Origin of the sequence: Streptococcus sp. 27098_8_70, assembly GCF_041432215.1 — a bacterium.
Lineage (GTDB): Bacteria > Bacillota > Bacilli > Lactobacillales > Streptococcaceae > Streptococcus > Streptococcus oralis_CP.
The window spans coordinates 985,118-1,009,941 of the sequence record NZ_JAPVZD010000001.1; the positions used below are offsets into that span (position 1 = coordinate 985,118).

At 42.3% G+C, this 24,824-nt stretch carries 22 protein-coding genes; 2 read left to right on the forward strand and 20 right to left on the reverse strand.

Going from position 1 to position 24,824, the window contains the following annotated elements; all coding sequences use genetic code 11:
• Window positions 1-187 precede the first annotated feature (187 nt).
• The 18 genes from rpsG to O3655_RS04680 form a co-directional block, all read right to left on the reverse strand.
• Entirely contained in the window at window positions 188-658 is a 471-nt protein-coding gene (gene rpsG / locus O3655_RS04595) for a 30S ribosomal protein S7 (RefSeq protein WP_000087873.1), read from the reverse strand.
• 19 nt (window positions 659-677) lie between these two features.
• Window positions 678-1,091, reverse strand: a complete 414-nt coding sequence (gene rpsL / locus O3655_RS04600; RefSeq protein WP_001142332.1) for a 30S ribosomal protein S12 — start codon at window positions 1,089-1,091, stop codon at window positions 678-680.
• A 318-nt stretch (window positions 1,092-1,409) separates the two neighbouring features.
• Entirely contained in the window at window positions 1,410-2,009 is a 600-nt protein-coding gene (locus O3655_RS04605) for a response regulator transcription factor (protein WP_084856603.1), read from the reverse strand.
• Window position 2,010: 1 nt separating this feature from the next.
• Window positions 2,011-3,108 (reverse strand): sensor histidine kinase, encoded by a 1,098-nt coding sequence (locus O3655_RS04610; RefSeq protein ID WP_002874851.1) that lies wholly within the window; start codon window positions 3,106-3,108, stop codon window positions 2,011-2,013.
• Between the two features lie 4 nt (window positions 3,109-3,112).
• On the reverse strand, window positions 3,113-3,847 hold the full coding sequence (locus O3655_RS04615) for an ABC transporter permease (protein ID WP_000794227.1): 735 nt from the start codon (window positions 3,845-3,847) through the stop codon (window positions 3,113-3,115).
• Between the two features lie 12 nt (window positions 3,848-3,859).
• Window positions 3,860-4,735 (reverse strand): ABC transporter ATP-binding protein, encoded by an 876-nt coding sequence (locus tag O3655_RS04620; protein WP_084945093.1) that lies wholly within the window; start codon window positions 4,733-4,735, stop codon window positions 3,860-3,862.
• Window positions 4,722-4,916, reverse strand: coding sequence for a hypothetical protein (locus O3655_RS04625; RefSeq protein WP_200729930.1), 195 nt, complete (start codon window positions 4,914-4,916; stop codon window positions 4,722-4,724). Before O3655_RS04625 ends, O3655_RS04620 begins: the two co-directional genes overlap by 14 nt.
• Window positions 4,913-5,119, reverse strand: a complete 207-nt coding sequence (locus O3655_RS04630) for a hypothetical protein (RefSeq protein WP_000390701.1) — start codon at window positions 5,117-5,119, stop codon at window positions 4,913-4,915. Before O3655_RS04630 ends, O3655_RS04625 begins: the two co-directional genes overlap by 4 nt.
• 110 nt (window positions 5,120-5,229) lie before the next feature.
• Window positions 5,230-12,468, reverse strand: a complete 7,239-nt coding sequence (locus O3655_RS04635; RefSeq protein ID WP_371641197.1) for a YSIRK-type signal peptide-containing protein — start codon at window positions 12,466-12,468, stop codon at window positions 5,230-5,232.
• Between the two features lie 176 nt (window positions 12,469-12,644).
• Entirely contained in the window at window positions 12,645-14,312 is a 1,668-nt protein-coding gene (locus O3655_RS04640; RefSeq protein ID WP_308697350.1) for a DAK2 domain-containing protein, read from the reverse strand.
• 2 nt (window positions 14,313-14,314) lie between these two features.
• Entirely contained in the window at window positions 14,315-14,680 is a 366-nt protein-coding gene (locus tag O3655_RS04645) for an Asp23/Gls24 family envelope stress response protein (protein WP_000216429.1), read from the reverse strand.
• A gap of 152 nt (window positions 14,681-14,832) precedes the next feature.
• Window positions 14,833-15,021 carry a 50S ribosomal protein L28 gene (rpmB, locus tag O3655_RS04650; RefSeq protein ID WP_001140948.1) on the reverse strand — a complete coding sequence of 63 codons (189 nt, stop codon included), beginning with the start codon at window positions 15,019-15,021 and terminating at the stop codon, window positions 14,833-14,835.
• A 104-nt stretch (window positions 15,022-15,125) separates the two neighbouring features.
• Window positions 15,126-15,800 (reverse strand): membrane protein, encoded by a 675-nt coding sequence (locus tag O3655_RS04655; protein ID WP_000725743.1) that lies wholly within the window; start codon window positions 15,798-15,800, stop codon window positions 15,126-15,128.
• 5 nt (window positions 15,801-15,805) lie between these two features.
• Complete coding sequence (locus O3655_RS04660; RefSeq protein ID WP_042902924.1) at window positions 15,806-16,252, reverse strand: LytTR family DNA-binding domain-containing protein; 447 nt, start codon at window positions 16,250-16,252, stop codon at window positions 15,806-15,808.
• 113 nt (window positions 16,253-16,365) lie between these two features.
• Window positions 16,366-16,869 carry a phosphatase PAP2 family protein gene (locus O3655_RS04665; protein WP_049478839.1) on the reverse strand — a complete coding sequence of 168 codons (504 nt, stop codon included), beginning with the start codon at window positions 16,867-16,869 and terminating at the stop codon, window positions 16,366-16,368.
• 97 nt (window positions 16,870-16,966) lie between these two features.
• On the reverse strand, window positions 16,967-18,727 hold the full coding sequence (locus O3655_RS04670; RefSeq protein WP_308697351.1) for an ABC transporter ATP-binding protein: 1,761 nt from the start codon (window positions 18,725-18,727) through the stop codon (window positions 16,967-16,969).
• Window positions 18,717-20,486, reverse strand: coding sequence for an ABC transporter ATP-binding protein (locus O3655_RS04675; protein WP_308697352.1), 1,770 nt, complete (start codon window positions 20,484-20,486; stop codon window positions 18,717-18,719). The genes O3655_RS04670 and O3655_RS04675 overlap by 11 nt, the downstream gene beginning before the upstream one ends.
• Complete coding sequence (locus tag O3655_RS04680; protein WP_000360526.1) at window positions 20,470-20,931, reverse strand: MarR family winged helix-turn-helix transcriptional regulator; 462 nt, start codon at window positions 20,929-20,931, stop codon at window positions 20,470-20,472. The genes O3655_RS04675 and O3655_RS04680 overlap by 17 nt, the downstream gene beginning before the upstream one ends.
• A 192-nt stretch (window positions 20,932-21,123) precedes the next feature.
• Here O3655_RS04680 and O3655_RS04685 point away from each other — a divergent pair, with 192 nt between their 5' ends.
• Complete coding sequence (locus tag O3655_RS04685; protein ID WP_042899516.1) at window positions 21,124-21,828, forward strand: CD20-like domain-containing protein; 705 nt, start codon at window positions 21,124-21,126, stop codon at window positions 21,826-21,828.
• Window positions 21,829-21,878: 50 nt separating this feature from the next.
• On the opposite strand, the gene O3655_RS04690 is transcribed toward O3655_RS04685, so the two are convergent.
• Window positions 21,879-22,595 carry a YebC/PmpR family DNA-binding transcriptional regulator gene (locus O3655_RS04690; protein WP_000532894.1) on the reverse strand — a complete coding sequence of 239 codons (717 nt, stop codon included), beginning with the start codon at window positions 22,593-22,595 and terminating at the stop codon, window positions 21,879-21,881.
• 96 nt (window positions 22,596-22,691) lie between these two features.
• Complete coding sequence (locus tag O3655_RS04695) at window positions 22,692-24,062, reverse strand: MATE family efflux transporter (protein WP_025171555.1); 1,371 nt, start codon at window positions 24,060-24,062, stop codon at window positions 22,692-22,694.
• A gap of 109 nt (window positions 24,063-24,171) precedes the next feature.
• Between O3655_RS04695 and O3655_RS04700 the strand changes: the two genes are divergently transcribed.
• A complete protein-coding gene (locus O3655_RS04700) occupies window positions 24,172-24,726 on the forward strand; it encodes a GNAT family N-acetyltransferase (RefSeq protein ID WP_001054828.1) in 555 nt (184 codons plus the stop codon).
• Window positions 24,727-24,824 lie beyond the last annotated feature (98 nt).

Below are 24,824 nucleotides of genomic sequence, written 5' to 3' on the forward strand. Positions count from 1 at the left end.
TTTATCTTGTTTTTGTTGGTTTCAACTTGTAGACAAGTTGAATTGAACTCGGGCTAAAAGCTCAAGTTAACTGATTCGAACTCGAGCGAGGCCCGGTGCAAAAAAGATAAACTGCTTTGTGTTCACGGAACACTGCATCAGTTTCCTATTTTTGCCTTGGGCCTTTGCCGCTCTTAGTATCATTTTATTACCAACGGAAGTGTGCGAAGGCACGGTTAGCTTCAGCCATACGGTGAGTGTCTTCACGTTTCTTAACAGCTGCACCAGTGTTGTTCGCAGCATCCAAGATTTCTTTTGCAAGACGGTCTTGCATTGTGTGTTCACCACGAAGGCGAGCGATGGTTACCAACCAACGAAGTCCAAGTGTTGTACGACGTTCTGGACGAACTTCAACTGGGACTTGGTAGTTAGATCCACCAACACGACGTGCACGTACTTCAAGTACAGGCATGATGTTTTCCATTGCTGTTTCAAATACTTCAAGTGCATCGTTACCAGTAGCTTCTTTGATTTGCTCAAAAGCACCGTAAACGATTGAAGCAGCTGTACCACGTTTACCATCAAGCATAACGCGGTTGATAAGACGAGTAACTAGTTGTGAATTGTAAAGCGGATCTGGCAATACGTCACGTTTTGGAGCTCTATTTTTACGACTCATTTCTCTTTATCCCCTTTCCTTATGCTTTTGGACGTTTAGTACCGTATTTAGAACGGCCTTGTTTACGATCGTTAACACCTGCAGTATCAAGTGCACCACGGACGATATGGTAACGTACCCCTGGAAGGTCTTTTACACGTCCACCACGAAGAAGCACCACGCTGTGCTCTTGCAAGTTGTGTCCGATACCTGGGATGTAGGCAGTAACTTCGATAAGGTTGCTCAAACGTACACGAGCGAATTTACGAAGGGCAGAGTTAGGTTTTTTAGGTGTCATTGTTCCAACACGAGTTGCAACACCACGTTTTTGTGGTGAAGAAACGTTTGTTTGAACTTTTTTATGACTGTTGTAACCAACGTTCAAAGCTGGTGATTTAGATTTTTCTACTTTTGATTTACGCGGTTTGCGAACCAATTGGTTAATTGTAGGCATCTACATTCTCCTGTGTTTTTTTATTTTTGGTGATGATACACTTGGTGACAGCTACCATCTGTGTGTACTTTTGCAACATTTGTCAGCACGTCCCTGTACACTTTTGAGAGACCAAAAGTAAAAAGTACCGTCTATTATTGTAACACAATTTTTCCTTCATTGTCAAGATATTTTTCATTTTTATTCTGATCTTTTAACTCTTTGACACTAGCTTTCACCGCTTTTCTAAACCAGAAAAGGAGGCAATTTGCCTCCTCCTTTCTAGTATGGATTTCCTTCGATTCAAGTTATCGTTTCGGAATTTTTTAACCCTTCTTATCAAAGCCAACCAGATTCTTTTGCAATGTTAGCTGCCTCTGTTCGATTACCAGCATCTAGTTTCGAAAGAATATTTGTGACATAGTTTCGGACGGTTCCGTTTGATAGATAGAGTTGGTCTGCAATTTCTTGGTTGGATAAACCCTGAGCGATTCCCTTTAAGACAGCAATCTCTTGTTCTGTCAACGGATTGGGGTGCGTCATCACCACTTCCATCAATTCAGGCGAATATTCCTTGCGTCCTTCGAGAACAGTGTGCAAGGTTTGCATGAGGTCTGCAATGCTTCTTTCTTTCAAGACATAGGCATCCACTCCAGCCTTAATCGCGCGTTCAAAATAGCCAGGGCGCTTGAAGGTTGTCACCACAACCACCTTTGTTTCTAGCTTTTCTGCTCGTATCCACTCCAAGACTTCGAGGCCTGTCTTAACAGGCATTTCTACGTCAAGAATGGCGATATCGACAGACTCTTTTTCTAAAAGTTGGATTGCTTCTTGGCCATCCTTGGCTTGTAGGACAGAATCTACATCTGGTTGAAAGGCAAGCAACTGGCACATAGCATCTCGCAACATACTTTGATCTTCTGCAACAAGTAGTTTCATCTTAGTTTCTCTCCTTGTAAGGTAGTCGAACCTGCACTTCAGTCGGATGTTTCTGACTGATCACTTTTACTTCTCCTGAAAAAGGAAGGACACGGTCTCGAACGGTATGGAGCTCATCCCCTTTTAGAGAAGCAAAGCCACAGCCATCGTCTCTCACTGTTAGAATGAGCTCTTTCTCTGTGCGTTCTAATTTCAAGTAAGCTTTCGATGCTTTGGCATGTTTGATGATGTTGGTCACCAATTCAAGCAAAATCATGGAGGCCGTTGATTCTAATTCCTGAGTTAGGCTAGCTGTATCTAGTTGGTGATTGATTTCCGTTTCAATTCCTGCAATTTCCAGCATTTTTTTAACAGTCGCAAATTCGGAAGCAAGGGTTCTTGTTTTAAGATTTTCGATAATTGTACGAACTTCATTCATGGATTCTTTACTGATCTGATGAATTTCTTTTAATTCTTTTTCCACTTGAGGATAGGCCTGCATTTGAAGAAGCTGGAGGGCAAGATCTGTCTTCACACTCAACATGGCAAAGGTATGGCCTAGACTGTCATGAAGATCCTGACCGATACGACTGCGTTCGTTTTCAGCCAAGAAAAGATTAAGCTTAGCATTTTGCTTTCTCTTTTCTTCTTTTATGTCCTCCGACAATCGAATTCGATAAAGACCAAAGGTCATTGCATCGGAAAAGATAAAGGTCACCAAGAAAAAGAGTAGCTGCCAGGGACTAACATGATTGACCATATAGATTCCGGTCAGAATAAATGGTTGCAGGACAATAAAACTGACAAAACGCCAAGAGTGAAAAGAAATCTCATCCAGCTCATAAATAAGGAGATTGGATAAATAAAAGATAAACCATGTGAAACCTGAACTTAGCCAAACAGATGTATAAAAAATGTAGACAAGCATGGACCACCATGCTAGCCACTGCACGGTGCGATTCTGACTGATTAAAACCGAATAGAAGGCAAGTACAAATAGTAGGGTCCATAGCAAGGTTAAAAGCGGGTAATCTCCAACGATGACACCCGCTATAGGAAAGATGATAAACACAATTGAAATATGAAACATATAATGAATGTTTTTAAATTTTTCCAACATAGATTTATTTTACCTCAATCCTTTTTTTCAGCTGGATTACCAGTACACCAAAGAAAACTGTATAGCCTAGCACAACCAAGGCAGAAAGAATATTAAATTCATGGTGTTCCAAATAAGTAGAGACGACCTGCATCAGTTGATAGGTTGGAGTCAGCTTTCCAATAGATTGGAGCCATTCTGGGAAGGAATCCAAGGGGAACCACAGTCCACCTAGAACAGCCAAAGCAATATAGGCAATATTTCCAACAACCGTCATCAGTTGAGCACTGGGTAGCAAGCTCACCAAGACCCCCATGCTGATAAAGACCACGCTTCCGATCAGCAAAATAGCACCAATTACCATCCAGTCAAGCCAAGGCAGAGTCACTCCACGGACAAAATGACCAACTGAAAAGACAACTGTAATTGATAACAAGAAAGTCAGTAGTGTACTGAACAGTTTTGATACATAATATTCTACCATAGATACGGGAGAATGTTGAATCAATTTTTGCCAGTTGTTTGTCTTATCAGACTCGAGTGTGCTTGGGATACTGAAAAAAGCACTTGACATGATACTAAAGAGCGTCATGGCAAAAAGATAGGCTTGAAGAGCAATTTCTGGAATATCTGACCCTGACATCATACCAGAAAAGATAAGGTAAAACACACTTGGAAGTCCGATGGATAGCAAGTAGTAGACTGCTTGCCGTTTCATCAGAATGATTTCCACTTTCATGAGACTTGTCATATTTTTCATCGTCAATCTCCTTTAGTCTTGAGTCGTTTCGAAGATACTGTCTAAGAGAGTTCGATTGCGAACTTCAATTTCTTCGATCATGCAGCCCTGTTCTTGCAAGACTTTCCATACCTGGCTGGCTTCTTTGGTTGTGAAGGAAAGAGCATTTTGCTTGATTTCAAGCCCTTGAATCTGGTCCAAAGTGCTGATAACTTCCTGATAAGTTAGAGGTACCGTAAAATGTTTTTCTTGTTCTTCACCACGCATGGCATAAGGTGTCGTATCCCGGATCAATTCACCCTTGTGGAGGACCAAAATGCGGTCAGCCGTATGTTCTACCTCTTCGATATAGTGAGAAGAGTAGACAATGGTGACACCATTTTTCTTTAATCGATTAACAATTTCCCAAAAATGCTGACGTGTTGAGGTATCCATGGCAGCAGTTGGTTCGTCCAAAAATAGAATTTTCGGACGACCTATTAGTGCCAACACGAAAGAGAACAAACGTTTTTGCCCACCAGACAACTTGCCCGCTAGCTGATTTTTCTGTTTGTCCGAAAATCTCAGCAAGTCATCAATTTCTTGATTGGAGAGACTGTTTGGATAGATTGATTGAAAGAAGGATAAGAGTTCTTTCACTTTCAAGTCTTGAACCACCGTATTTTCTTGAGGTAAGATAGAAATAAGCTGCTTTAATCGAGGATCTGTTGGTGCAAAGCCTTGAATAGCTATCTGACCTGAGCTCACGAACTTGTCGCCCAAGAGGCAATCAATCAAGGTCGTCTTACCTGCTCCGTTAGGTCCGATCAAGGCGACACATTCTCCGTCATTGATTTCAAAAGAGATGTTCCGCAAGATCTCCTTGTCTTTTATTTTCTTACTCAATTTCTCAACTTTAATCACAGTCATGAGATTCTCCTTTCAACCACTTCATTCCCATAGGGAACACAACGAAAATCATAAATCCGAAACCCCAAGCACCACGAATAAATTGGCGAAGCACGGTTTGGTCAAACCAACCAGTAAATATTTCCACTAACCATACCAAGAGTGACAGGCCGATAAAGAGATAGATGATTGCTTTTTTCATTCCTCAAACTCCTTTTTCACATCTCTGACTAATTTCAAACCTTCTCTGACAAGCCAAGACATCATTCCAAAGCCAGCAAAGAGCTCCCAAGGAAAATGATAGAAACCCTCGTCCAATCCTGAAAACATGAGATAGGTCATAACTCCTGCTGCTACTAAACTCACTGCGACAATCATTTTATTTTTCATTTCTTCTTCCTCCATTTCATACTTCAATTATAGTCTTTTGAATTTAGCGGAGCTAGATGCTTCTGTCACTAGGAAATATGACAAATGTCATAAAAAAGAACCGATTTCTCGGTTCTTAAAAATGATTAGTCTGATTCATCGTTTCGTTTCTTTTTACCTAGCAATCCAAGTGTCATGGCACCTGCTAGGGCTGTCAGAATTCCTAGATTTTTCAAACCATCTTCTTGACTTCCTGTATTTGGAAGTTGATGTTTTTCTACAGAGATGTTTTGAGTCAATTGATCTGGTTTCGAATCAGGTACTGAAAGTTCTTTTTTATCAGACGGCTTCACTTGCTCTGGAAGTTCTACTACTGTTAGAGTATAGAATCCTGAAATAATATTTCCATTGCGATCTTTACGGATCACTTTCACACCTTTAGCTTGTCCTACAAAGTCTGCCTCAGGGGTAAAGGTGACGGTGCCATCTGGTGAGATTACATAAGTTCCTTCACCTGGAACGACTTTTTCAGTTGTTCCATCTTCAAAGGTTGGCGGAACTGTCAGATCGACATCACCTGTAAAGTTTGGCTTACCAGTCTGAGTTTGACCTTTAAGACCTTCTGATGTCGCATCACTCACTTGTGTTTGTCCAAGGACAGTTGGTGTGTAATGAGCAATAACTACATTTCCATACACATCCAAACGTTTCACAACCAATCCTTTGGCTCTACCAACAAAGTCTGGTTCTGGAGTAAAGGTAATCTTACCATCTTTATCAATTGTATAGCTTCCTTCACCTGGAACAACCATAGTCGTGCTACCATCCTCAAATGTTGGTGGAACTGTACTATCGATATGTCCTTCAAACGTTGGGGTTGCCACTTGTGGTTGACCTTTTGCTCCTGTAGAAGCCGTATCATGACCAGTAGATGGATCTACAACTGTTGGGCGATAGCTTGCAGTAACTGGAGTACCATTCTTGTCCTTACGGACAATCGTTACGCCGGTTCCTTTTCCTACAAAGTCTGCCTCTGGCGTGAAAGTGACGGTGCCGTCTGGTGAGATTGTATAAGTTCCTTCACCTGGAATCACTTTTTCAGTTGATCCATCTTCAAATGTCGCCGCCACAGTTTCATCGATTGGAACAAGCGGATTACCACCTTCAAATGTTGGAGTACCTGTTTGAACAAGACCCTTAATGTTAACTGAAGTAGTATCTTTACCAGTTGGAGTCACCTTAGTAAACTCTGGACTGTAAGTCGCAGTAACTGGGGTACCGTTCTTATCTACGCGTTTGACTGTGACTGGATCTGGGTTTCCAACAAACTGTTTGTCTGGGGTGAAGGTCACTGTACCGTCTGGTACAATCGTGTAAGTTCCTTGACCTGGAATAGTCTTCTCTTTGCTACCATCTTCGAAGGTTGGCTCGACTGTTTCATCGATTGGAACCAGTGGGTCACCACCTTGGAAGCTTGGAGTACCTGTTTGCGGAACACCTTGAGGGCCTGTGCTGGTTGCGTTAGTGCTGGTTGGAACTACTTCTTTCACCACCGCTTGGTACTTGACAGTAACAGGAGTTCCGTTGACATCCACTCGAGTCAATTCAAGCTCTGGTGTTTCACCCTTGAACTGTTTATCAGGAGTGAAGGTCACCTTACCATCTGCGTCCACTTCGAACTTACCAACATTTGGCACTTCTTTCACAGCTGTCCCATTGTCAAATAGTGGTGTTGAATCAGCTGGGAATGGAACTGAGTCATGGCCTGGAGTGAAGGCCACTGTACCTTCTTGGACCTGACCTTGCAGACCCTCTGTCTTATCACCTGTACCAGTTGGGGTTACTTTCGTAAACTCTGGACTGTACGTCGCAGTCACTGGAGTGCCATTCTTATCCACACGTTTCACTGTAACTGGATCTGGGTTTCCAACAAACTGTTTGTCTGGTGTGAAGGTGACTGTACCGTCTGGTACAATCGTGTAAGTTCCTTGACCTGGAATAGACTTCTCTTTGCTTCCATCTGCGAAGGTTGGTTCAACGGTTTCATCGATTGGAACCAGTGGATCACCACCTTGGAAGCTTGGAGTGCCTGTTTGTGGAACACCCTGAGGGCCTGTGCTGGTTGCGTTAGTGCTGGTTGGAACTACTTCTTTCACCACCGCTTGGTACTTAACGGTAACAGGAGTACCGTTGGCATCCACTCGAGTCAATTCAAGTTCTGGTGTTTCACCCTTGAACTGTTTGTCTGGGGTGAAAGTTACCTTGCCGTCTGCGTCCACTTCGAACTTACCAACATTTGGTACTTCTTTCACAGTTGTACCATTGTCAAATAGTGGTGTTGAATCAGCTGAGAATGGAACTGAGTCATGGCCTGGCGTGAAGGTCACTTTACCTTCTTGGACCTGTCCTTGCAGACCTTCTGTCTTATCACCTGAACCTGTTGGTGTTACTTTCGTAAATTCTGGACTGTAAGTCGCAGTAACTGGAGTGCCATTCTTATCCACACGTTTCACTGTAACTGGATCTGGATTCCCTACAAACTGCTTGTCTGGTGTGAAGGTTACAGTTCCGTCTGGTGCAATCGTGTAGGTTCCTTGGCCTGGAATATTCTTTTCCTTGCTTCCATCTTCAAAGGTTGGCTCAACCGCTTCATCGATTGGAACCAGTGGATCGCCACCTTGGAAGGTTGGAGTACCCGTTTGTGGAAGTCCTTGAGGACCTGTGCTCGTTGCGCCAGTTCCTGTTGGTGTCACTTTCGTAAATTCTGGACTATAGGTCGCAGTAACTGGAGTCCCATTCTTATCTACGCGTTTGACTGTGACTGGATCTGGGTTTCCGACAAACTGCTTGTCTGGTGTGAAGGTCACTGTACCATCTGGCGCAATCGTGTAGGTTCCTTGACCTGGAATAGTCTTCTCCTTGCTTCCATCTGCGAAAGTTGGCTCTACTGTTTCATCGATTGGAACCAGTGGATCACCACCTTGGAAAGTTGGGGCGCCTGTTTGAGGAACACCTTGAGGGCCTGTGCTGGTTGCGTTAGTGCTGGTTGGAACTACTTCTTTCACCACCGCTTGGTACTTGACTGTAACAGGAGTTCCGTTGGCATCCACACGAGTCAATTCAAGTTCTGGTGTTTCCCCCTTGAATTGCTTATCTGGGGTGAAGGTTACCTTACCATCTGCATCCACTTCGAACTTACCAACATTTGGTACTTCTTTCACAGTTGTACCATTGTCAAATAGTGGGGTTGAATCAGCTGGGAATGGAACTGAATCATGGCCTGGTGTGAAGGTCACTTTACCTTCTTGGACCTGACCTTGTAGACCTTCTGTCTTATCACCTGAACCTGTTGGTGTTACTCTTTCAACAACTGGGGTGTAGGTCGTTACAGCCGACTCTCCATTTTTATCCACCACTCCAACTTGAACTGGAGTTGCCGGACCATAGAAGGTTTTCAGTGGAGTAAAGACAATTGTTTTATTTACAAGATCTAAATCGTACGTCCCTTGGTTGGCAATGGTTAGCGAAGTTACCTTTTGTCCATTCTCATCATAAAGAAAGACACTGCTTCGGACTAGTTCAACGGATTTCTTTGCTCCATTGATGGTTGTTGTACCTTTTGTAAAGTGAACCTCGCTCTCGCTTGCTCTATCGTCATCAAAGTGAATCGTTGCTGCCTGCTTCTGCCCTTGAATGCCTTTAGATTTCGCTGCACTTGCTGAAGGGACAACTGGAAGCGGAACATAATACACCACCCGATACCAGGTAAATTCCTTTTCCAACTCTTCATCTCTAGGATCATCCGCGTTCATTAAATATTCATAGAGAGCTCCTTCTCCCGACATTGTGTTTGCATCAATATCCTCTCTTGGATAATAGCCAGGAATTTCAGGAGAAATCACTTGAGACCAAGTTTGGTCTGCAGACCAGGCTGAGTATGTCACACCAGCTGTCGCATCATTTGGTTGCCGTTTCGCCAAAACCTGGTCAATTCTCTTCGTGCGAGTAAACGAATGAGTCTCAACATGTTTTGGAGGAAGGAGTGATAAATCAGAATGGTTTGTTTTTTTGAGATATTCAAAATCAACCTCGCGAGTTCCACGAACAGTTTCGGTTAGTTCTGTAATCTTGTGTCTAAACTGAAACTTGAATTGTTTTGGACTAGCCGAATCACCAAAGGTATGATCTGTAAAATCGTTACTGATCAGTTCATATCCTGCATCTTCCAATTCCTTAATTCGACGAGCAGGATCATAAGAAATTGGTCCGTTTGGTTTTCCTACAACTGTGTCTACCTGTCCTAGTTGTACTTCCTTAGACGGATCGTTTATATCCACAAAGGTAAAACTTGCAGATGACAGTTTGGTAGACATTTGGATTGAAACATTATTGGACTCAGTGTACTTGGAACTGTCATTTGCCAGTGCCGAAGAAAGATAAGCCGTAGCACCTGGGGCAGTATCTTGCCCGATAACTGCTCCATCAATAGGAAACTGAATCCTACTTCCAGCAGCAACCGGAGCAGTCGAATGCCAACGAACTGCACGAATCTCTGACCAATCCGACACTTGATCTGCTGTGAGCCATTGTGAAGCATTAATTTCTGTAGCAGTGCCCGCAGTACGACTATATTGAACTTCCCAGCCTGAAGGTGGTGTTAAAGCTTTTGTCAAACTCACTGTAAATCCAGAACCACGATTTCTGGATTCTAGCTGTTTATCAGCTTTCATCGGCAAGGATGACAAAACATAAACGTCTGAAACCGGCTGTTTAGATGCGTTTTTATAGGTCACTCTGAAATCAATCTCATCACCAGGATAGTGCTCTTGGGTATTGTAGGCAAAGTGTTGATTTGTAGCTCTCTTCACTTCAGAGTAGACACCACTCGCTTCAGAAGCCTGTACGATCACATCGAAGTCATAAGAAACTGAATTTTTCGAGGTAACTGTAATGCCGTCAAGCTCCCCCAAGTCGTAACCATTCTGAGCTTGAACGTCAGGAAGTTCCTCATCCCAGAAAGCAATCGCTTTATAGGTATAGGTCCCATTTGGAATCGTCTTGTTTTCCAACTTCAAAAGCGTTGGAGGCATAGGGGAGTCTGGAGTCCCCTTTACTTGGGCATAGTAGAGAGTTTTCCCAGTATCTTTGTAATTATAATAAACCTTAAAATTAGGGTTTCCACTAAAGTTTAATTGTGGATCAGCCAAATAAGCCAGATAGTAAACTCCCGTCAAGTTTGCGAAGTTCTGAGTAGGGGTGTCTTTACCCGCAGTCCTTGTGATAAAATCTTCCTTAAAACCAGAAGCATCTGTATGTCGGTTGAAAACATCTGTCCGACGACGTCCAACCATCGAAATTTGCTGGATAACACGCGTCAATTCGGCTGAAGCCGTTTGAGAGAAGGAAACAGTGTTGCTAGTATTCTTAAAAGTGAAATCCGTTCTAGAATCCAACTTACTAATCGTCGAATCTTTATAGAGACTTTCCCAATTATTAAAACGTGTTTTGGTCTGGAAAAAAAATGCCGAAGTATCATTTGTCGAGGACTTCCTCATCTTGATATTTTTAAACTTGTACTCCAGTTCCTTCACATCTTGCTCTTCCGTCAATCGTAGACTACGGGTGTTACTATTAAAAGTACCTAATAACTCACCTGTAGCTTTATTGTATACTTCTACGGATGCGTCCGGTGAAGAGAAAATTTCATTCCATTGACGCTCCTCAATCACGTTTACTTCTCGATAAGACTCTCGTGAATCCTGTATTTTATGGGTGACCGTGTAGTCATTGATAGGATAATCTTTTTCAACCTCTGCGACTGATGAAAGTCGAACATTAGAACGGTATTCTGTTTCACCATAAGAACGAATTATCTCCGAGTCAGACTGATTATAGTGTCTAAACTCAAAGAGAGAAGACTCTGACTGGTCTGTTTTTTGAACAAGGAGAGTATAAGGCAGAACGACCGTATTTTGATAGCTAGTCCCATCTGCTTTTGTATAGATACCCGTCACAGTTAGGTTTTGCGCTTTTCTATTAATATCTGCTACTTTGGCATTCTTTAACTTGAAAGAAATTGGAATGAGCTTGTTTTTATTGTTATTAACATCTTGAAGCGGATTGTTAGCTCTGTTAATGGTCAGATGGTAACCCGTCGCATCGGCAGTCCATCCTAGAGCTTTGGCTTCATCTGTCAGCTCATAGCCTTCTTTTAACTCTATATTATAGGTATAGGATGTGATAGGATCAATAATATGCCCACCAACATCACTAATCCCCATACCATTGATCATACGACCATCAAAGACACCATTCCCATAGTTGAAGTAATCATTTCTTGCCGTATTATTCTTAGGATCTTTCGCACCATTAAATAGATAGTAGGATACAACAGACGAATCTTCGTCAACAATACCATCGTTATTTCGATCGTAGCCAATGACCTGATTGTTAGACATTGGTGTCAGACCCCCTACACCGTTTTCTAAGACTTTCCACGTGTGTTCAATGCTTCCAAGTTCTTTGAGGACATTGCCATTTTTGTCATAGAGCTTAGCAGTGGCGGTCACTTTATGGTCCGGCCCAATGGCTTGGACAGCACCTCCCCAGTTCTGAGTCAAAGGATCTATCTGAAAAGTATAGACGAAGTTATAGTTTGCTCCACCTCTAAGATTTGCAGGTTCTATCTTTAAATCAAGGTCTCCATTTATTTTTTCTTGGCTGAACTTTACACCACCGACTGGAGAAGGGGTCAATTTAATCGCCTTACCATTTTGGAAATGAATTTTAATATACCCACCAGAATAGTCTGCTTCATGCCCAGTAATACTAAATGTCAAGGATTCACGGACACTATCTACTGCATGGATATCCTTGATTGGCGAATGAGCTTTAAATGCAGCATTGACTTCATCTAGCGATCTCTTGCGCCTAGAAGAAGTTTTTCCGCTAGAACTGCTTTCTTCCTTGCTTTTCTGCTCAGTTGGAGTTGATTCAAGAGATTGCTTTTTCTCCTCTTCTAAAGAAGGCTGACTCGCTTCCTTCGTATTGTCAATTTGAGAAACTGGTTGGCTCTGAGCAACTGGTGCAGATACTTCTGTTTTGGACGGTTCAGTTTTATCCTTCTGGTCCTTAACTGCTTCGTTCTGTGTCACCTCTTTTTGAGGTTCAGAAATAACTTCCTGCCCATTCTCAGCACTTTTTTCCTTCTGTTGAATTTCCGCCTGCGTTTGTTGTTCCTTATTGTTGACTTGAGCTTCATCTGCTTGCACTGGTGAAGTAGCCATCACCATAAAGGTTCCTAGCAATACCGAACAGGTCCCAACACTTAACTTTCTAATTGAAAAGCGGGAAAAAGATTGATTAAAAAATTTTTTCTTCATCATTTCTCCTTTATATTCATACTTAATCTAACATAACAGCTTTATCATTATAACTTATAGTAAATAGAATTTCCAATAGAATGTTCATTTCTACATAAATTTCTTTATAACTCCGTTTGCATAGAAAAAGGAAGCTGTAAAACCAGCTTCCTTCTGTTGTTTTCATTTAATTTTCACGATTATTCCACACTGAAAAGATATGGATATACAGGTTGTTGACCTTGGTGAATCTCAACTTCAACATCTTCAAATTCTTCTGCGATTTCTTGGGCAATTTCATTGGCAAGTTCTTCGCTTCCGTCTTCTCCGACATAGAAAGTCACGATTTCACTGTCTTCGTCCAACATATGCTTCAAAGTTTCAGTCAAGGTTTGGTGCATGTCAGGATTTGACACGAGGATTTTCCCATCTACCATACCAAGATTGTCATTTTCATGAATTGCTAATCCATCGATAGTTGTATCACGAACGGCAGTTGTTACACTACCGCTGATGACATCACCAAGGGCTACAGTCATGCGTTCTTTGTTTTCTTCGATTGATTTGCTTGGATCAAAGGCAAGAAGACTGGTCAATCCTTGAGGAATTGTACGTGCTTCTACCACAACAGCTGGTTGTTCAAGCACTTCAGCCGCAGACTGAGCTGCCATAAAGATATTTTTGTTGTTTGGCAAGAAGATAATGTTGCGAGCATTGACCTGTTCAACAGCCTTGATAAAGTCTTCTGTTGAAGGGTTCATCGTCTGACCACCTTCGATGACATAATCCACACCTTGGGCACGGAAGATATCTGCTAAACCTTGACCAGCTACTACTGCGATAAGGGCATACTCTTTTGTTGCAGCAGGCTTGTTGCCTTGACTTGCTTCTTTTTCAACTTGCGCCTCGTGTTGGTTACGCATGTTGTCCACTTTTACCTTGATCAAGCTACCATATTTGAGACCTTCTTGCATGACAAGACCTGGATCTTCTGTATGGACGTGAACTTTGACGATCTCATCATCGTTGACAACAAGGAGTGAGTCGCCTAAGTCATTCAAGTAGTTACGGAATTCATCATAGTCAAAGTCCTTAGAATAAGTTGGACCTTGTTTGAGGGCTACCATGATCTCTGTACAGTAACCGAAGGTAATATCCTCAGTTGCCACATGCCCTGCTACAGACTTGTGGTGCTCTGCATTGATCATTTCACTCATGTTAGCAGGAGTCGCTACAAAGTCTTCAGAAGCACTGTATTCACCAGTAAGAGCTGAAAGGAATCCTTCGTAGATGAAGACCAAACCTTGACCACCTGAGTCTACCACACCAACTTCCTTAAGGACTGGAAGCATTTCTGGTGTCTTAGCCAAAGCTGCTTTCGCGCCTTCCAAGGCTGCACGCATGACCTCAACAGCATCATCTGTCTCCTCGGCTTTTTTCTTAGCCCCAATAGCCGCTCCACGAGAAACAGTCAAAATGGTCCCTTCAACTGGTTTCATAACCGCTTTATAAGCTACTTCGACACCGGATTGGAAGGCAAGAGCCAAGTCTTGACCTGTTAATTCATCTTTTTCCTTGATAGCCTGAGAGAAGCCACGGAAGAGCTGAGAAGTGATAACCCCTGAGTTCCCACGCGCACCCATCAAGAGACCTTTAGCAAGAATGCTCGCTACTTCTCCAACAGTAGAAGCAGGCTTGTCTGCTACTTCTTTGGCACCATTTTCAATGGTCATTCCCATGTTTGTCCCAGTATCTCCATCTGGAACTGGAAAGACGTTCAATGAATTGACATATTCTGCTTGCTTATTCAAACGAGTTGATGCAGCCTGCACCATCTCTTGGAATAAACTGGTAGTAATTTTTGACACGATTATTCTCCTACAACTTTGATATTTTGAATGTAGACATTCACAGTCTGAGCAGTAATTCCTAGTTGATTTTCTAAACTAAAACGAACACGCTCTTGAATGTTTTTTGACACTTCGCTTATCTTTACTCCGTAGCTCAATACGGTATAAACATCAACTGCAATGCTACCATCTTCGGCTGCTTTTATAACAACACCCTTAGAATAATTTTCCTTACCAAGGAGGGCTTGGAAATTGTCTTTGAGGGCATTTTTACTAGCCATACCGACCACACCAAAAATCTCAGTTGCGGCACCACCTACTATGGTTGCAATCACTTCATCAGTCAGTTCGATTTGACCATCTTTTGTATTAATCTTTACAGTCATTTTTTTTACCTCAACTAGTTGATACTCTATTTTATCATATTTCAGCCCAAGTGTAAAAGCAGAATGCTGTATCTGCGGATATTTGCTCTATTTTTCAAATGGTTTTATCCTTAGAGCAAAAGAAAAAGACCTAAGCGGTCTTTTCATTTTTATTAAACGCGTTCAACTTTACCTGATTTCAAAGCACGAGCTGAAGCCCAAACTTTTTTAGGTTTACCATCGATAAGAACAGTAACTTTTTGAAGGTTTGGTTTTACGGCACGTTTTGTTTGGTTCATCGCGTGTGAACGGTTGTTTCCTGATACAGTCTTACGACCTGTAAAGTAACATACTTTAGCCATTTTGTTTTCCTCCTATTAGATCTAATATAGCGGATGTGCTAGCACCACATACCGTACTATGTTATCACACTTTCTCGAATTTATCAAGGGCCTAAACTATTTTTTTATTTAACGTAAACAACTCCAAGTTTACCAAAAGCGACTTCCCCACGGATAATCAAGGTTTTGTTTGTTGGCGCTACAGGAGCATCTGCCTTAGCTGCACCAAAGGAGGTTTCTACTTTCAAATCGACACGCCAGTGTTGTGGAACATAGACAGTTGCATTCCCGAAGGCCACTTCAATATTTAAAGTTGCAAAATCACCTAACATCTCTGCATTATCATAGTAGATTTTAGCATCCCCAAAAGCGACTTCCACTTGGTCATCTACGAGATCTTGATCTTGCTTATAGAAGGTCCCGCTACCAAAAGCGACTTCCTTATCCGTGACGACTGTTTTTTTCCCATCGTACCACCATTTTTTTTCATTCCAGAACTTACTTGAGTGAGTAAGATAACCAACACCGAGTACCACCAAGATGCTAGCCCAGATGAGAGAATGATTGGTAACTGGTAACAAGTCATAAGCGTAATTTGCAATGATGAGCGCTAGTAACCCTGTAAAAACTGCCGAAGTGAGATGGCGTCTAAGGATGGACTCAATGGACTTATAAGCAAAAAAAACAATACCTAGTAAAGGCCATATCTTACCATCCAAAGAAGGAATGCCAAAATTCCCTTGCAGCAAGATCCAAGCTGCTAAAACCAATAAAACAATACCAAATGCTTTCTTTTTCATGCTTTTTACCTCATGTTTCTTAGATTTTCTTTTAGGAGGGATTGGTAATGCCGTGAGACATGAACCTCCTTGTGCGTCTGATAAAAGGAAATGGTGCCCGTTCCTGAAAAGGACTTGTCCACTGAGTAAATCTGACGGATGTTTGCTATCGTTGACTTGGAAACTCGACTAAAATAGCGAGGTAAGATGGACTCCAACTCATAAAGTTTGAGACGAACTTCATAGGCTTCCTTCTGGTTATGAGCATAAATCTTGCTCCCTTCTGTTTCAAAGAAGAGAATTTCTGAAAGGTCTAGGTAATATTCACCTGTCCCCTTGTAAAAAGTCAACCTCGGAGCCTTTGACTCTTGCAAGAGCCGCTGCAAATCTGCAATTTCATCTGTCAAAGTGGGTGTCTTGATGACAATTTCAGTTTCTTCTAAATCGCCGTCAATCTCAATTCGTAACTTCATCACATCTCCTTTCTGACTCTACTATATCAAAGCTAAGTTAGGAATACAAGGGCAAAAAAGCAAGTGGTCAATTTGAAGCAGTAAGTGGTTGTAGGACTAGCTTAACTTACATGTCAGAATAGGAAGAAAAGGAATCCCCACACCAGACCACAAGCATAGCCAACCAAGACATCCTTGGGATAATGAACGCCCCCTAAAACCCTCACCAAGCCCAGCAAAGCTGAGAAGAGCAAGCATGCTAAGCCAACAGGTAGACTAGCATGCAGACAGGCCATGGAGATGATGGTTGCCGAAAAAACATGGCGACTGGGCATCGACTGTCCCGAGCTATCTTTTTCAAGCAGGGGACAGATGTCCCAAGTTTCATAAGGTCGCGGGTGATTGATTTTCTTACGAAACAGGGACAAGATCACAAAGCCCGAGGCAGGGATAAACAAATAAATCCCAACTTGCTGACCAAGTCCTAGTTGCAGGTAAGTGGTGACTAGCAAGGCCAGGTAGACCAGGGGCATGGTGAATGTCATCAAACGATTGAAACTGCGTAACAGAAATAAAAGAGGGGGATGGCTGGTGAGTCTGGAGCTGATATTTTGATACCATTCTTGATAATTTTTCATTTATAATTCTCATTCATTACCTTGTTTTCGTCTACTGGTGAGACGTTTGTCTTCTAGTATAGTGCAGAAAAAGAAGGCCGTCAAGCCTTCTTTTGATTTATTCTTCTGCTTCGTCTTCTGTAAATTGGCTATTGTACAAGTCGGCATAGAAACCACCTTGCGCCATCAGTTCCTCATGGTTGCCTTGTTCGATGATATTGCCATCTTTCATGACAAGAATCAAATCTGCATTACGAATAGTTGACAAGCGGTGGGCGATGACAAAGGAGGTTCTACCCTCCATCAAACGGTCCATGGCTTTTTGAATCAACTCCTCTGTACGTGTGTCAACTGAAGATGTCGCTTCATCCAAAATCAAGAGTGGTGCATCCTTCAGCAAAGCACGAGCAATGGTTAAGAGTTGTTTTTGTCCGACAGACAAAGTCACTGTATCGTCCAAGATAGTGTCGTAACCGTCTGGCAAAGTCATGATAAAGTGGTGGATTCCCACAGCCTTGCTGGCTTCCATCATTCGTTCATCACTGATGTCTGTCTGATTATAGATCAGGTTCTCTCGAATCGTTCCTTCAAAGAGCCAAGTATCCTGCAAGACCATTGAAAAGGCATCATGCACTTCCGAACGCTTCATGTCCTTGGTATCCACGCCATCGATACGGATACTTCCCTTATCTAGCTCATAGAATTTCATCAAAAGATTGACAATGGTTGTCTTACCAGCCCCAGTCGGCCCAACAATGGCAACCTTTTGACCAGCATGAGCTGTCGCAGAGAAGTCATGGATGATAGTGCGCTCTGGTGTATAGCCAAAGGACACGTGATCAAAAACCACTTCCCCTTTCATGTTGTTCAATTGTCTGTCCTTATGAGATTCATCTTGCATCTCTGCTTCAGCCAAAAATTCTAATACACGAGTCATGGCTGCACTCGCTTGTTGCAGGCTCGTAATCCCTTGGGCAATCTGTGACAGAGGTTGGGAGAAGGTCCGTACGTAAACCATAAAGGCTACAATAATCCCTATCGTGATATGCCCTTCTAACGCCAGCGCGGCCCCAACGATGATGACTAAGACATAACTAAAGTTCCCAACAAAGAACATGGCTGGCATCATGATACCAGAGATAAACTGAGATTTCCAGATACTATCATGCAAGTCTTGGTTTAAATCAGCAAATCTCGCTTTGGAGGTGTCCACTGCGTTGTAGCTCGTTACAACATTGTGTCCCGAATACATTTCTTCTACGTAACCATTGACGGCTGCTAGATTATTTTGTTGGGCTTTAAAATAACCCTGTGACTTGGCCATGATTACGGAAACCGCCGCAAAACCAACAAGGGTTGATACAACGGTTACCAATGCCAAAATCCAGTTCATCCCAAACATGGTCACCAAGACAGCAATCAACAAGAAACTAGCTGAAAGAACTGTCCCTAGACTTTGGTTGAGAGATTGCGCTGCTGTATCCACATCATTGGTCACGCGCGAAAGGGTATCTCCTTGTGAATGACGGTCAAAATAGCCAAGGGGCAAACGATTGATTTTTTCAGCGATTGCTGTCCGCAAGCGTTTTGAAAAATGCTGAATACTGGTTGAAAAGATATAGGCCTGTGTATAATTAAGGATAGCTCCAAATACATACAGAACAACCAAAAATCCAGCAATGTTTGACACAGCTACCAAGTCGATTTCTGTAGCCAAGCCATCTGAAATCAAGTTAGTAATTTCTTTAATCTTAGTTGGACCATAAACGGTAATGATACTTGAAATGACTGCAGCCACAACTGCTATTAGGAGAGGGAGTTGGAGGCCTGCCATATAAGGTTTGCACTGTTTCCAGACCGAAACTTTTTTATTTTCCATGTTCCAATTCCTCCTTCGATAGTTGTGAGTAGGCAATTTCTTGGTAGACTTCGTTGGTTGCAAGAAGTTCCTTGTGGGTGCCTTGTCCCACGACTTTACCTTGATCCAAAACCAAGATCAGGTCGGCATCCATGATGGTAGAAATCCGTTGTGCTACGGTGAGTTTGGTCATGGATTGTGTTTTTTGAGCAAGTTCTTGGCGCAAGATCCGATCTGTCTTGTAGTCCAAGGCTGAGAAAGAGTCATCAAAGATAAGAATCTCTGGTTTACGAGCCAAGGCGCGGGCGATAGCCAAGCGTTGTCTTTGACCACCTGAGAAGTTGGTCCCACCTTGGGCTACTTCAGAGGCCAGACCTGCTTCCTTATCCTCGATAAAGTTCTTAGATTGAGCCAATTCCAAAGCTTGCCACATGGCAGGTTCACTGAGAGGACTTTCTTGACTCTTACCAAAGTCCATGTTTCCCTTAACATCTCCAGAAAAGAGCACAGCTTTTTGTGGAATATAGCCGACCTTATTACGCAGCTCTTCCAAGTTGTAATCTTGCACATTGACACCATCTACTAGGATTTGACCAGCTGAAACATCATAAAAACGAGGTATTAGGTTGACTAGAGTAGATTTCCCAGATCCAGTTGATCCGATAAAGGCAACTGTTTGACCTGCTTCGGCTTTAAAAGTAACATGTTCCACAACTGCTTCTGAGTTTTTAGAGTAGCGGAAAGTCACATCACGGAATTCTACTTGTCCTTGAACTGATGAATCTGCAGTCTGTGCTTGACTCGGATTCTCAATAGAAGGATGCAAATCCAAAACTTGGTTGATACGTCCTGCAGAAACCAAGGTACGAGGAAGAACGATAAAGAGTGCCCCCATGAGTAGGAATCCCATCACGACCTGCATGGCATAAGACATGAAGACCACCATATCACTAAAGAGTGACAAACGGTCGGTCAAACTAGCATCGTTGATGATATAGGCACCAATCCAGTAAATGGCTAAACTCAATCCACTGGAAATCGCCATCATAATCGGGTTCATAATCGCCATCAATCGATTGACAAAGAGATTGAGACGTGTTACCTCATCGTTGGCTGCTTCAAATTTCTTATCTTGATAATCTTCCGCATTGTATGCACGAACAACTCGAATCCCAGTCAAACTTTCACGAGTGATGCTATTGAGTTTATCTGTCAATTTTTGGATGACCGATTGTTTTGGAAAGGCCAGAGTCATGAGAACAGTGGTCATTAAAACATTGACAATAACAGCCACAACGACTGCCCAGAGCCAGTATTCCGATTTCCCAAGGATTTTTCCAATGGCCCAGATAGCCATAATTGGCCCACGAGTAACCACTTGCAAGCCCATGGTAAAGAGCATCTGAACCTGTGTGATATCATTAGTCGTCCGAGTCAAAAGACTTGGGATTGAAAAACGTTTGATCTCTGTCTGCGAGAAATCTAGAACACGATTAAAAATATCGCTTCGTAAATGAGTTGTGTAAGACGCTGCAACGCGAGCAGCAAAGAAACCAACCATAACAGATGAAAAGAAAGCCAATAAAGACAAACCAATCATCTTCGCAGCTGGTGACCAGAGTTCACCCAACTGCGTTCCAGACATTCCCAGTAATTCTGTAATTTGCGAAATGTAAGTCGGCACCTCTAACTCGAGATAGACCGAGAAACAAGTAAACAGAATCGTAAGGACGATCATTCCCCACTCTTTTCCTGTAATACGTTTAGCGAGTTTCTTCATTCTCTCCTCCTATCTTCTCAACATTTTCTTGCAATTGCCCGAGTACCTTTTCAAAGATTGCCAAGTCTGACTTTGAAACACCCTCTAGCAGACTCTGATCGATCCGATCAAAAAATGCCTTAACTTTTTGCATCTGCGAACGCGATTTCTCCGTCAGGCGAACAAATTTTGCCCGCTTATCACTCGGGCTCGCCTCTAGCTCAACCAAACCATTTTGCACCATGCGCTTGACTAGATTACTCGCCACAGATTTAGTAATATTGAGTTCCTGTTCGATATCCTTAATCAAGACCAGTTCCTCTTTTTGTTCACAATGATCTAAAAAACGCAGAACCTGCCCTTGCGGTCCACCCATAAATTCAATGCCACATCGCTTAGCTTCTTTCTGTACCATCAGATGAACCTGGTGTCCAAAACGTTTGAACATTAACATCGGCTTGTCCATGATTGCTCCTTTCTTACGATAAATATAGTTCTCACAAGAACTATATAAGTTTCCATGAGAACTATTTTATCATTTTCAGAAAAGATGTCAAGAAAAAAGTTTCCTAGAGAACTATTTTAGTTTAAATTGACATTAGGCAATATTTTTTCTATAATAAGCACTAACTACTGTGGATAGAAATCCATTCACTCGATGAAGGGAGAAAACGTTCAAATGAAACCAGAAGAACAAAGAGTTTTAGGAATCTTGGCAACCATTTTTGGAGCCATCGCACTTTTAGGGTCCTGGATTCCATTTATTAACTATCTATCATTTTTCATCGCCATCGTCGCATTTATCTTGGGGATTATCGGCCTTATCGTCAACCTCAAAAAACGGAAAACAATGGCCATTATTGGAACAGCTCTGTCAATTGCTTCTATTGTACTTTTCTTTACGACCCAGGTACTGTACGCTAATGTCTACAAAGAGTTTGTCAGGGAGTTTAACCGTTCCTACAGCGAGGCGAGTGCCTCAATGGAACGCGAAGAAGAAAGCGACTTGACAGATGATAGCGCCTATTCCATCCCAGAGGAGGAAGAAGACGATAACTTCACCTGGACCCAAGAACAGTTCGACGCCTTAATCGAAGGTGACCTTGACAACAAAGGAAAAGGTGGTACCAACTACAAGGATATTATCAAAAAACACGGACTACCAGACTCCGAGTTTGACTCCACTATCGGAGGGTACGATACGAGAAAAATCACCTATATCTCCATTGGAGACAAGATCAAGACTGTTACCTTAACTTTTGCAAAACAGGACAATGGACAGCTCTTGCTCGTTCAAAAACATGCAGTCGGTCTAGGTTTAGAAAAAAGCAAGCAACAAAACGACTCTGAAACCAGAGTTTAAGTTCAAATATCAAAAAAAACGAACAGCTAGTAAAACTGTTCGTTTTTCAATTAGAAACCATCTACGTTCGTATAAATCTTTTGTACGTCTTCGTCGTCTTCAAGAACGCTGTAAAGTTTTTCAAAGGTTTCAAGGTCTTCGCCTGACAATTCCACTTCTGACTGAGGAATCATTTCCAATTCAGTCACTTGGAATTCTTCAATCCCAGACTCACGAAGGGCAACGATAGCCTTGTGAAGGTCTGTTGGAGCTGTGTAAACAGTGATTGTTCCTTCTTCTGCTTCTACATCGTCCACATCCACATCTGCTTCTAGCAATTGCTCAAAGACTGCATCAGCGTCCTCACCTGCAAATACGATCACACCCTTGTTATCAAAGAGGTATGAAACCGAACCTGAAGCACCCATGTTTCCGCCGTTTTTACCAAAGGCTGCACGGACATTAGCCGCTGTACGGTTGACGTTAGAAGTCAAAGTATCAACGATCAGCATAGAACCATTTGGTCCAAAACCTTCGTAACGTCCTTCTGTAAAGGTTTCGTCTGTGTTTCCTTTGGCTTTATCAATCGCTTTATCGATAACGTGTTTTGGCACTTGGGCTTGTTTCGCACGGTCAATAACGAATTTCAAAGCAGTGTTTGATTCTGGGTCTGGATCCCCTTTTTTAGCTGCTACATAGATTTCTACACCAAATTTTGCATATACTTTAGAGTTAGCTCCATCTTTAGCCGTTTTCTTGGCTACGATATTGGCCCATTTACGTCCCATTAGGAATCTCCTTTTTTCACATTTTAATCTTTCTTATTATAACACAAGTTTTTTCGATTTTCACTAGAGGAAATGGATTTTATTCAGCAAATCCAGCTAGGATTGTCCTTTTGTTGCCAAGATTGCCTTGCCTTCTTTTATCAGGGGATGGCGGAAAAGTGAAAAGTACAGTTGGGTAGTCATGGCAACCCAGATAAGGGGTTCGCAGAGAATAACTCCCCTATACCCTGCCCAAGGGATAATCAAGACCACAAAAACGATCTTCCCGATTAGTTCTATAAAGCTGGAAACTAGAGGAAGGACTTTCTGCCCCAATCCCTGCAAGCAATTGCGATAAATCAGCAAAAGGCTCAAAATCGGATAAAAGACTGAACTGATTTGCAGGTAGAGGCTACCATTTTCTACCAAGTATCCATCCGTCGAACTGGCCAAGAAGGAAACCAAGCTAGGACTGGCAAAAAAGAGGAAAATACAAATAAAACCTGCCCAGGACATGCTCAGGCGACTGCCAATTCGAAGACCTTGAACAATGCGGTCTGGTCGCTTGGCCCCGAGATTTTGAGAGGCAAAGGTCGTCATAGCAGAAGAAATAGCCGTCATCGGAAGGAGAGCAAAAGCCATAATGCGTCGAGCTGCTGTTTGGGCACTAATAATCACAGCTCCAAAAGTATTGACCGAAGATTGTAAAATCACACTACCGATAGACACAATGGAACTCATCAAACCCATAGCCAAACCTTGCTCTAAAAGATCCGCGTACAAGGCCTTGTCCCATTTAAAATGCTTGAGTTGAGGAAGCAGTTCTGGAACACTCTTACGGATATAATAAAAGCAGAGAACAGCTGATAAGCCTTGCGAGATGATGGTAGCAAGCCCCGCAGATTGAACTCCCAGATGCAGTTGCGTAATGAAATAGAGATCCAGAACCACATTGACCAAGGCAGAAAAAATCAGAAATCCAAGAGCTGCTAGACTGTCTCCAATGGACCGCAACAAACCTGCAAAGAGATTATAGGCAAAGCTGACGCCTACACAGGTCACAATCATAGAAATATATTGATAGGACTGAGGAAGGATTTCTGCAGGAGTATCTAAATATTGCAAGAGTGGATACAGACCGACAAATCCCATCAGCATGACCACAATGCTCAAAAGAGCACCTAAAATCCAGGTAGCTGCCACTGCTTCCTTGATCTTTGTAAAATTCCGAGCCCCATAATAGCGGGCAATGACGATCCCCATGCCATTGCCAACACCAAGCGTAAAGCCTATAATCAAGTCAAAAATGGCAGTTGTCGCCCCTACTGCTGCCAAGGAATCTTGACCAAGAAATCGTCCAACAATCAAGACGTCAGCTGTATTATAGAGCTGTTGGAAAATATTTGACAGCAAGATTGGAAAGGCAAAGCTTAACAGCGCAGGAAGAATAGGACCATGTATCAAGTCCACGGATCGTTTCTTATTCATAAAGCTATTATATCAGCTTTCTAAAGGAGCGACAAGGCTCTATCACTAAGTTTGCAATCAATTGCTTACAGAGAGACAATTTGCTATAATCAAGAAAAGGAGGTCATTTATGAATTTGACCAGTCAATTAATAACCGATGCATTTCCCGATCTGGATAAGGTTGAAAAGCTAAACAAGGAAGCTTTCCCCAAGGAAGAACGAGTCCCTCTATCCGAGTTCTTGCGCTATCAGGACCGAGAAGACGCTCACTTTTTTGCCTTTTATAACCAAGAAGAGTTTGTCGGCTTTGCTTTTGCCATCTCCAATCAAAAAGCTTTTTATATCAGCTTTTTTGCCATCATGCCCCACTTGAGAAGCCACGGATATGGAAAGGAAATCATCGAAAAGCTGACTGATTTTTACCAGCGAACCATGTTATTGGAAGTCGAGCGATTGGACGAAGAATGCGATAACTTGGAGCAGAGAAAGGCACGCATGGACTTCTACCGCCAAAATGGTTTCAAAACAGCCAATGCTTTTCTAGAGTACGAAGGTTTGAGTTTTGAAATTCTCTACCGTGGCGACTATTTTGACGAAGAAGCCTATCGCGACATCTTCCAAAAGCTACAGAATGAACATTATTTTGACTTTCATATAGAGTATCGTCGTTTTAGTGACCATTAAACAGGACTTATCCATCCAGTGAAGAACCTCTCTTTTTCGATAGAAGCTACATATAAAAATGCATGTAATCTACGATTACATGCATTTTTTATTTTCAA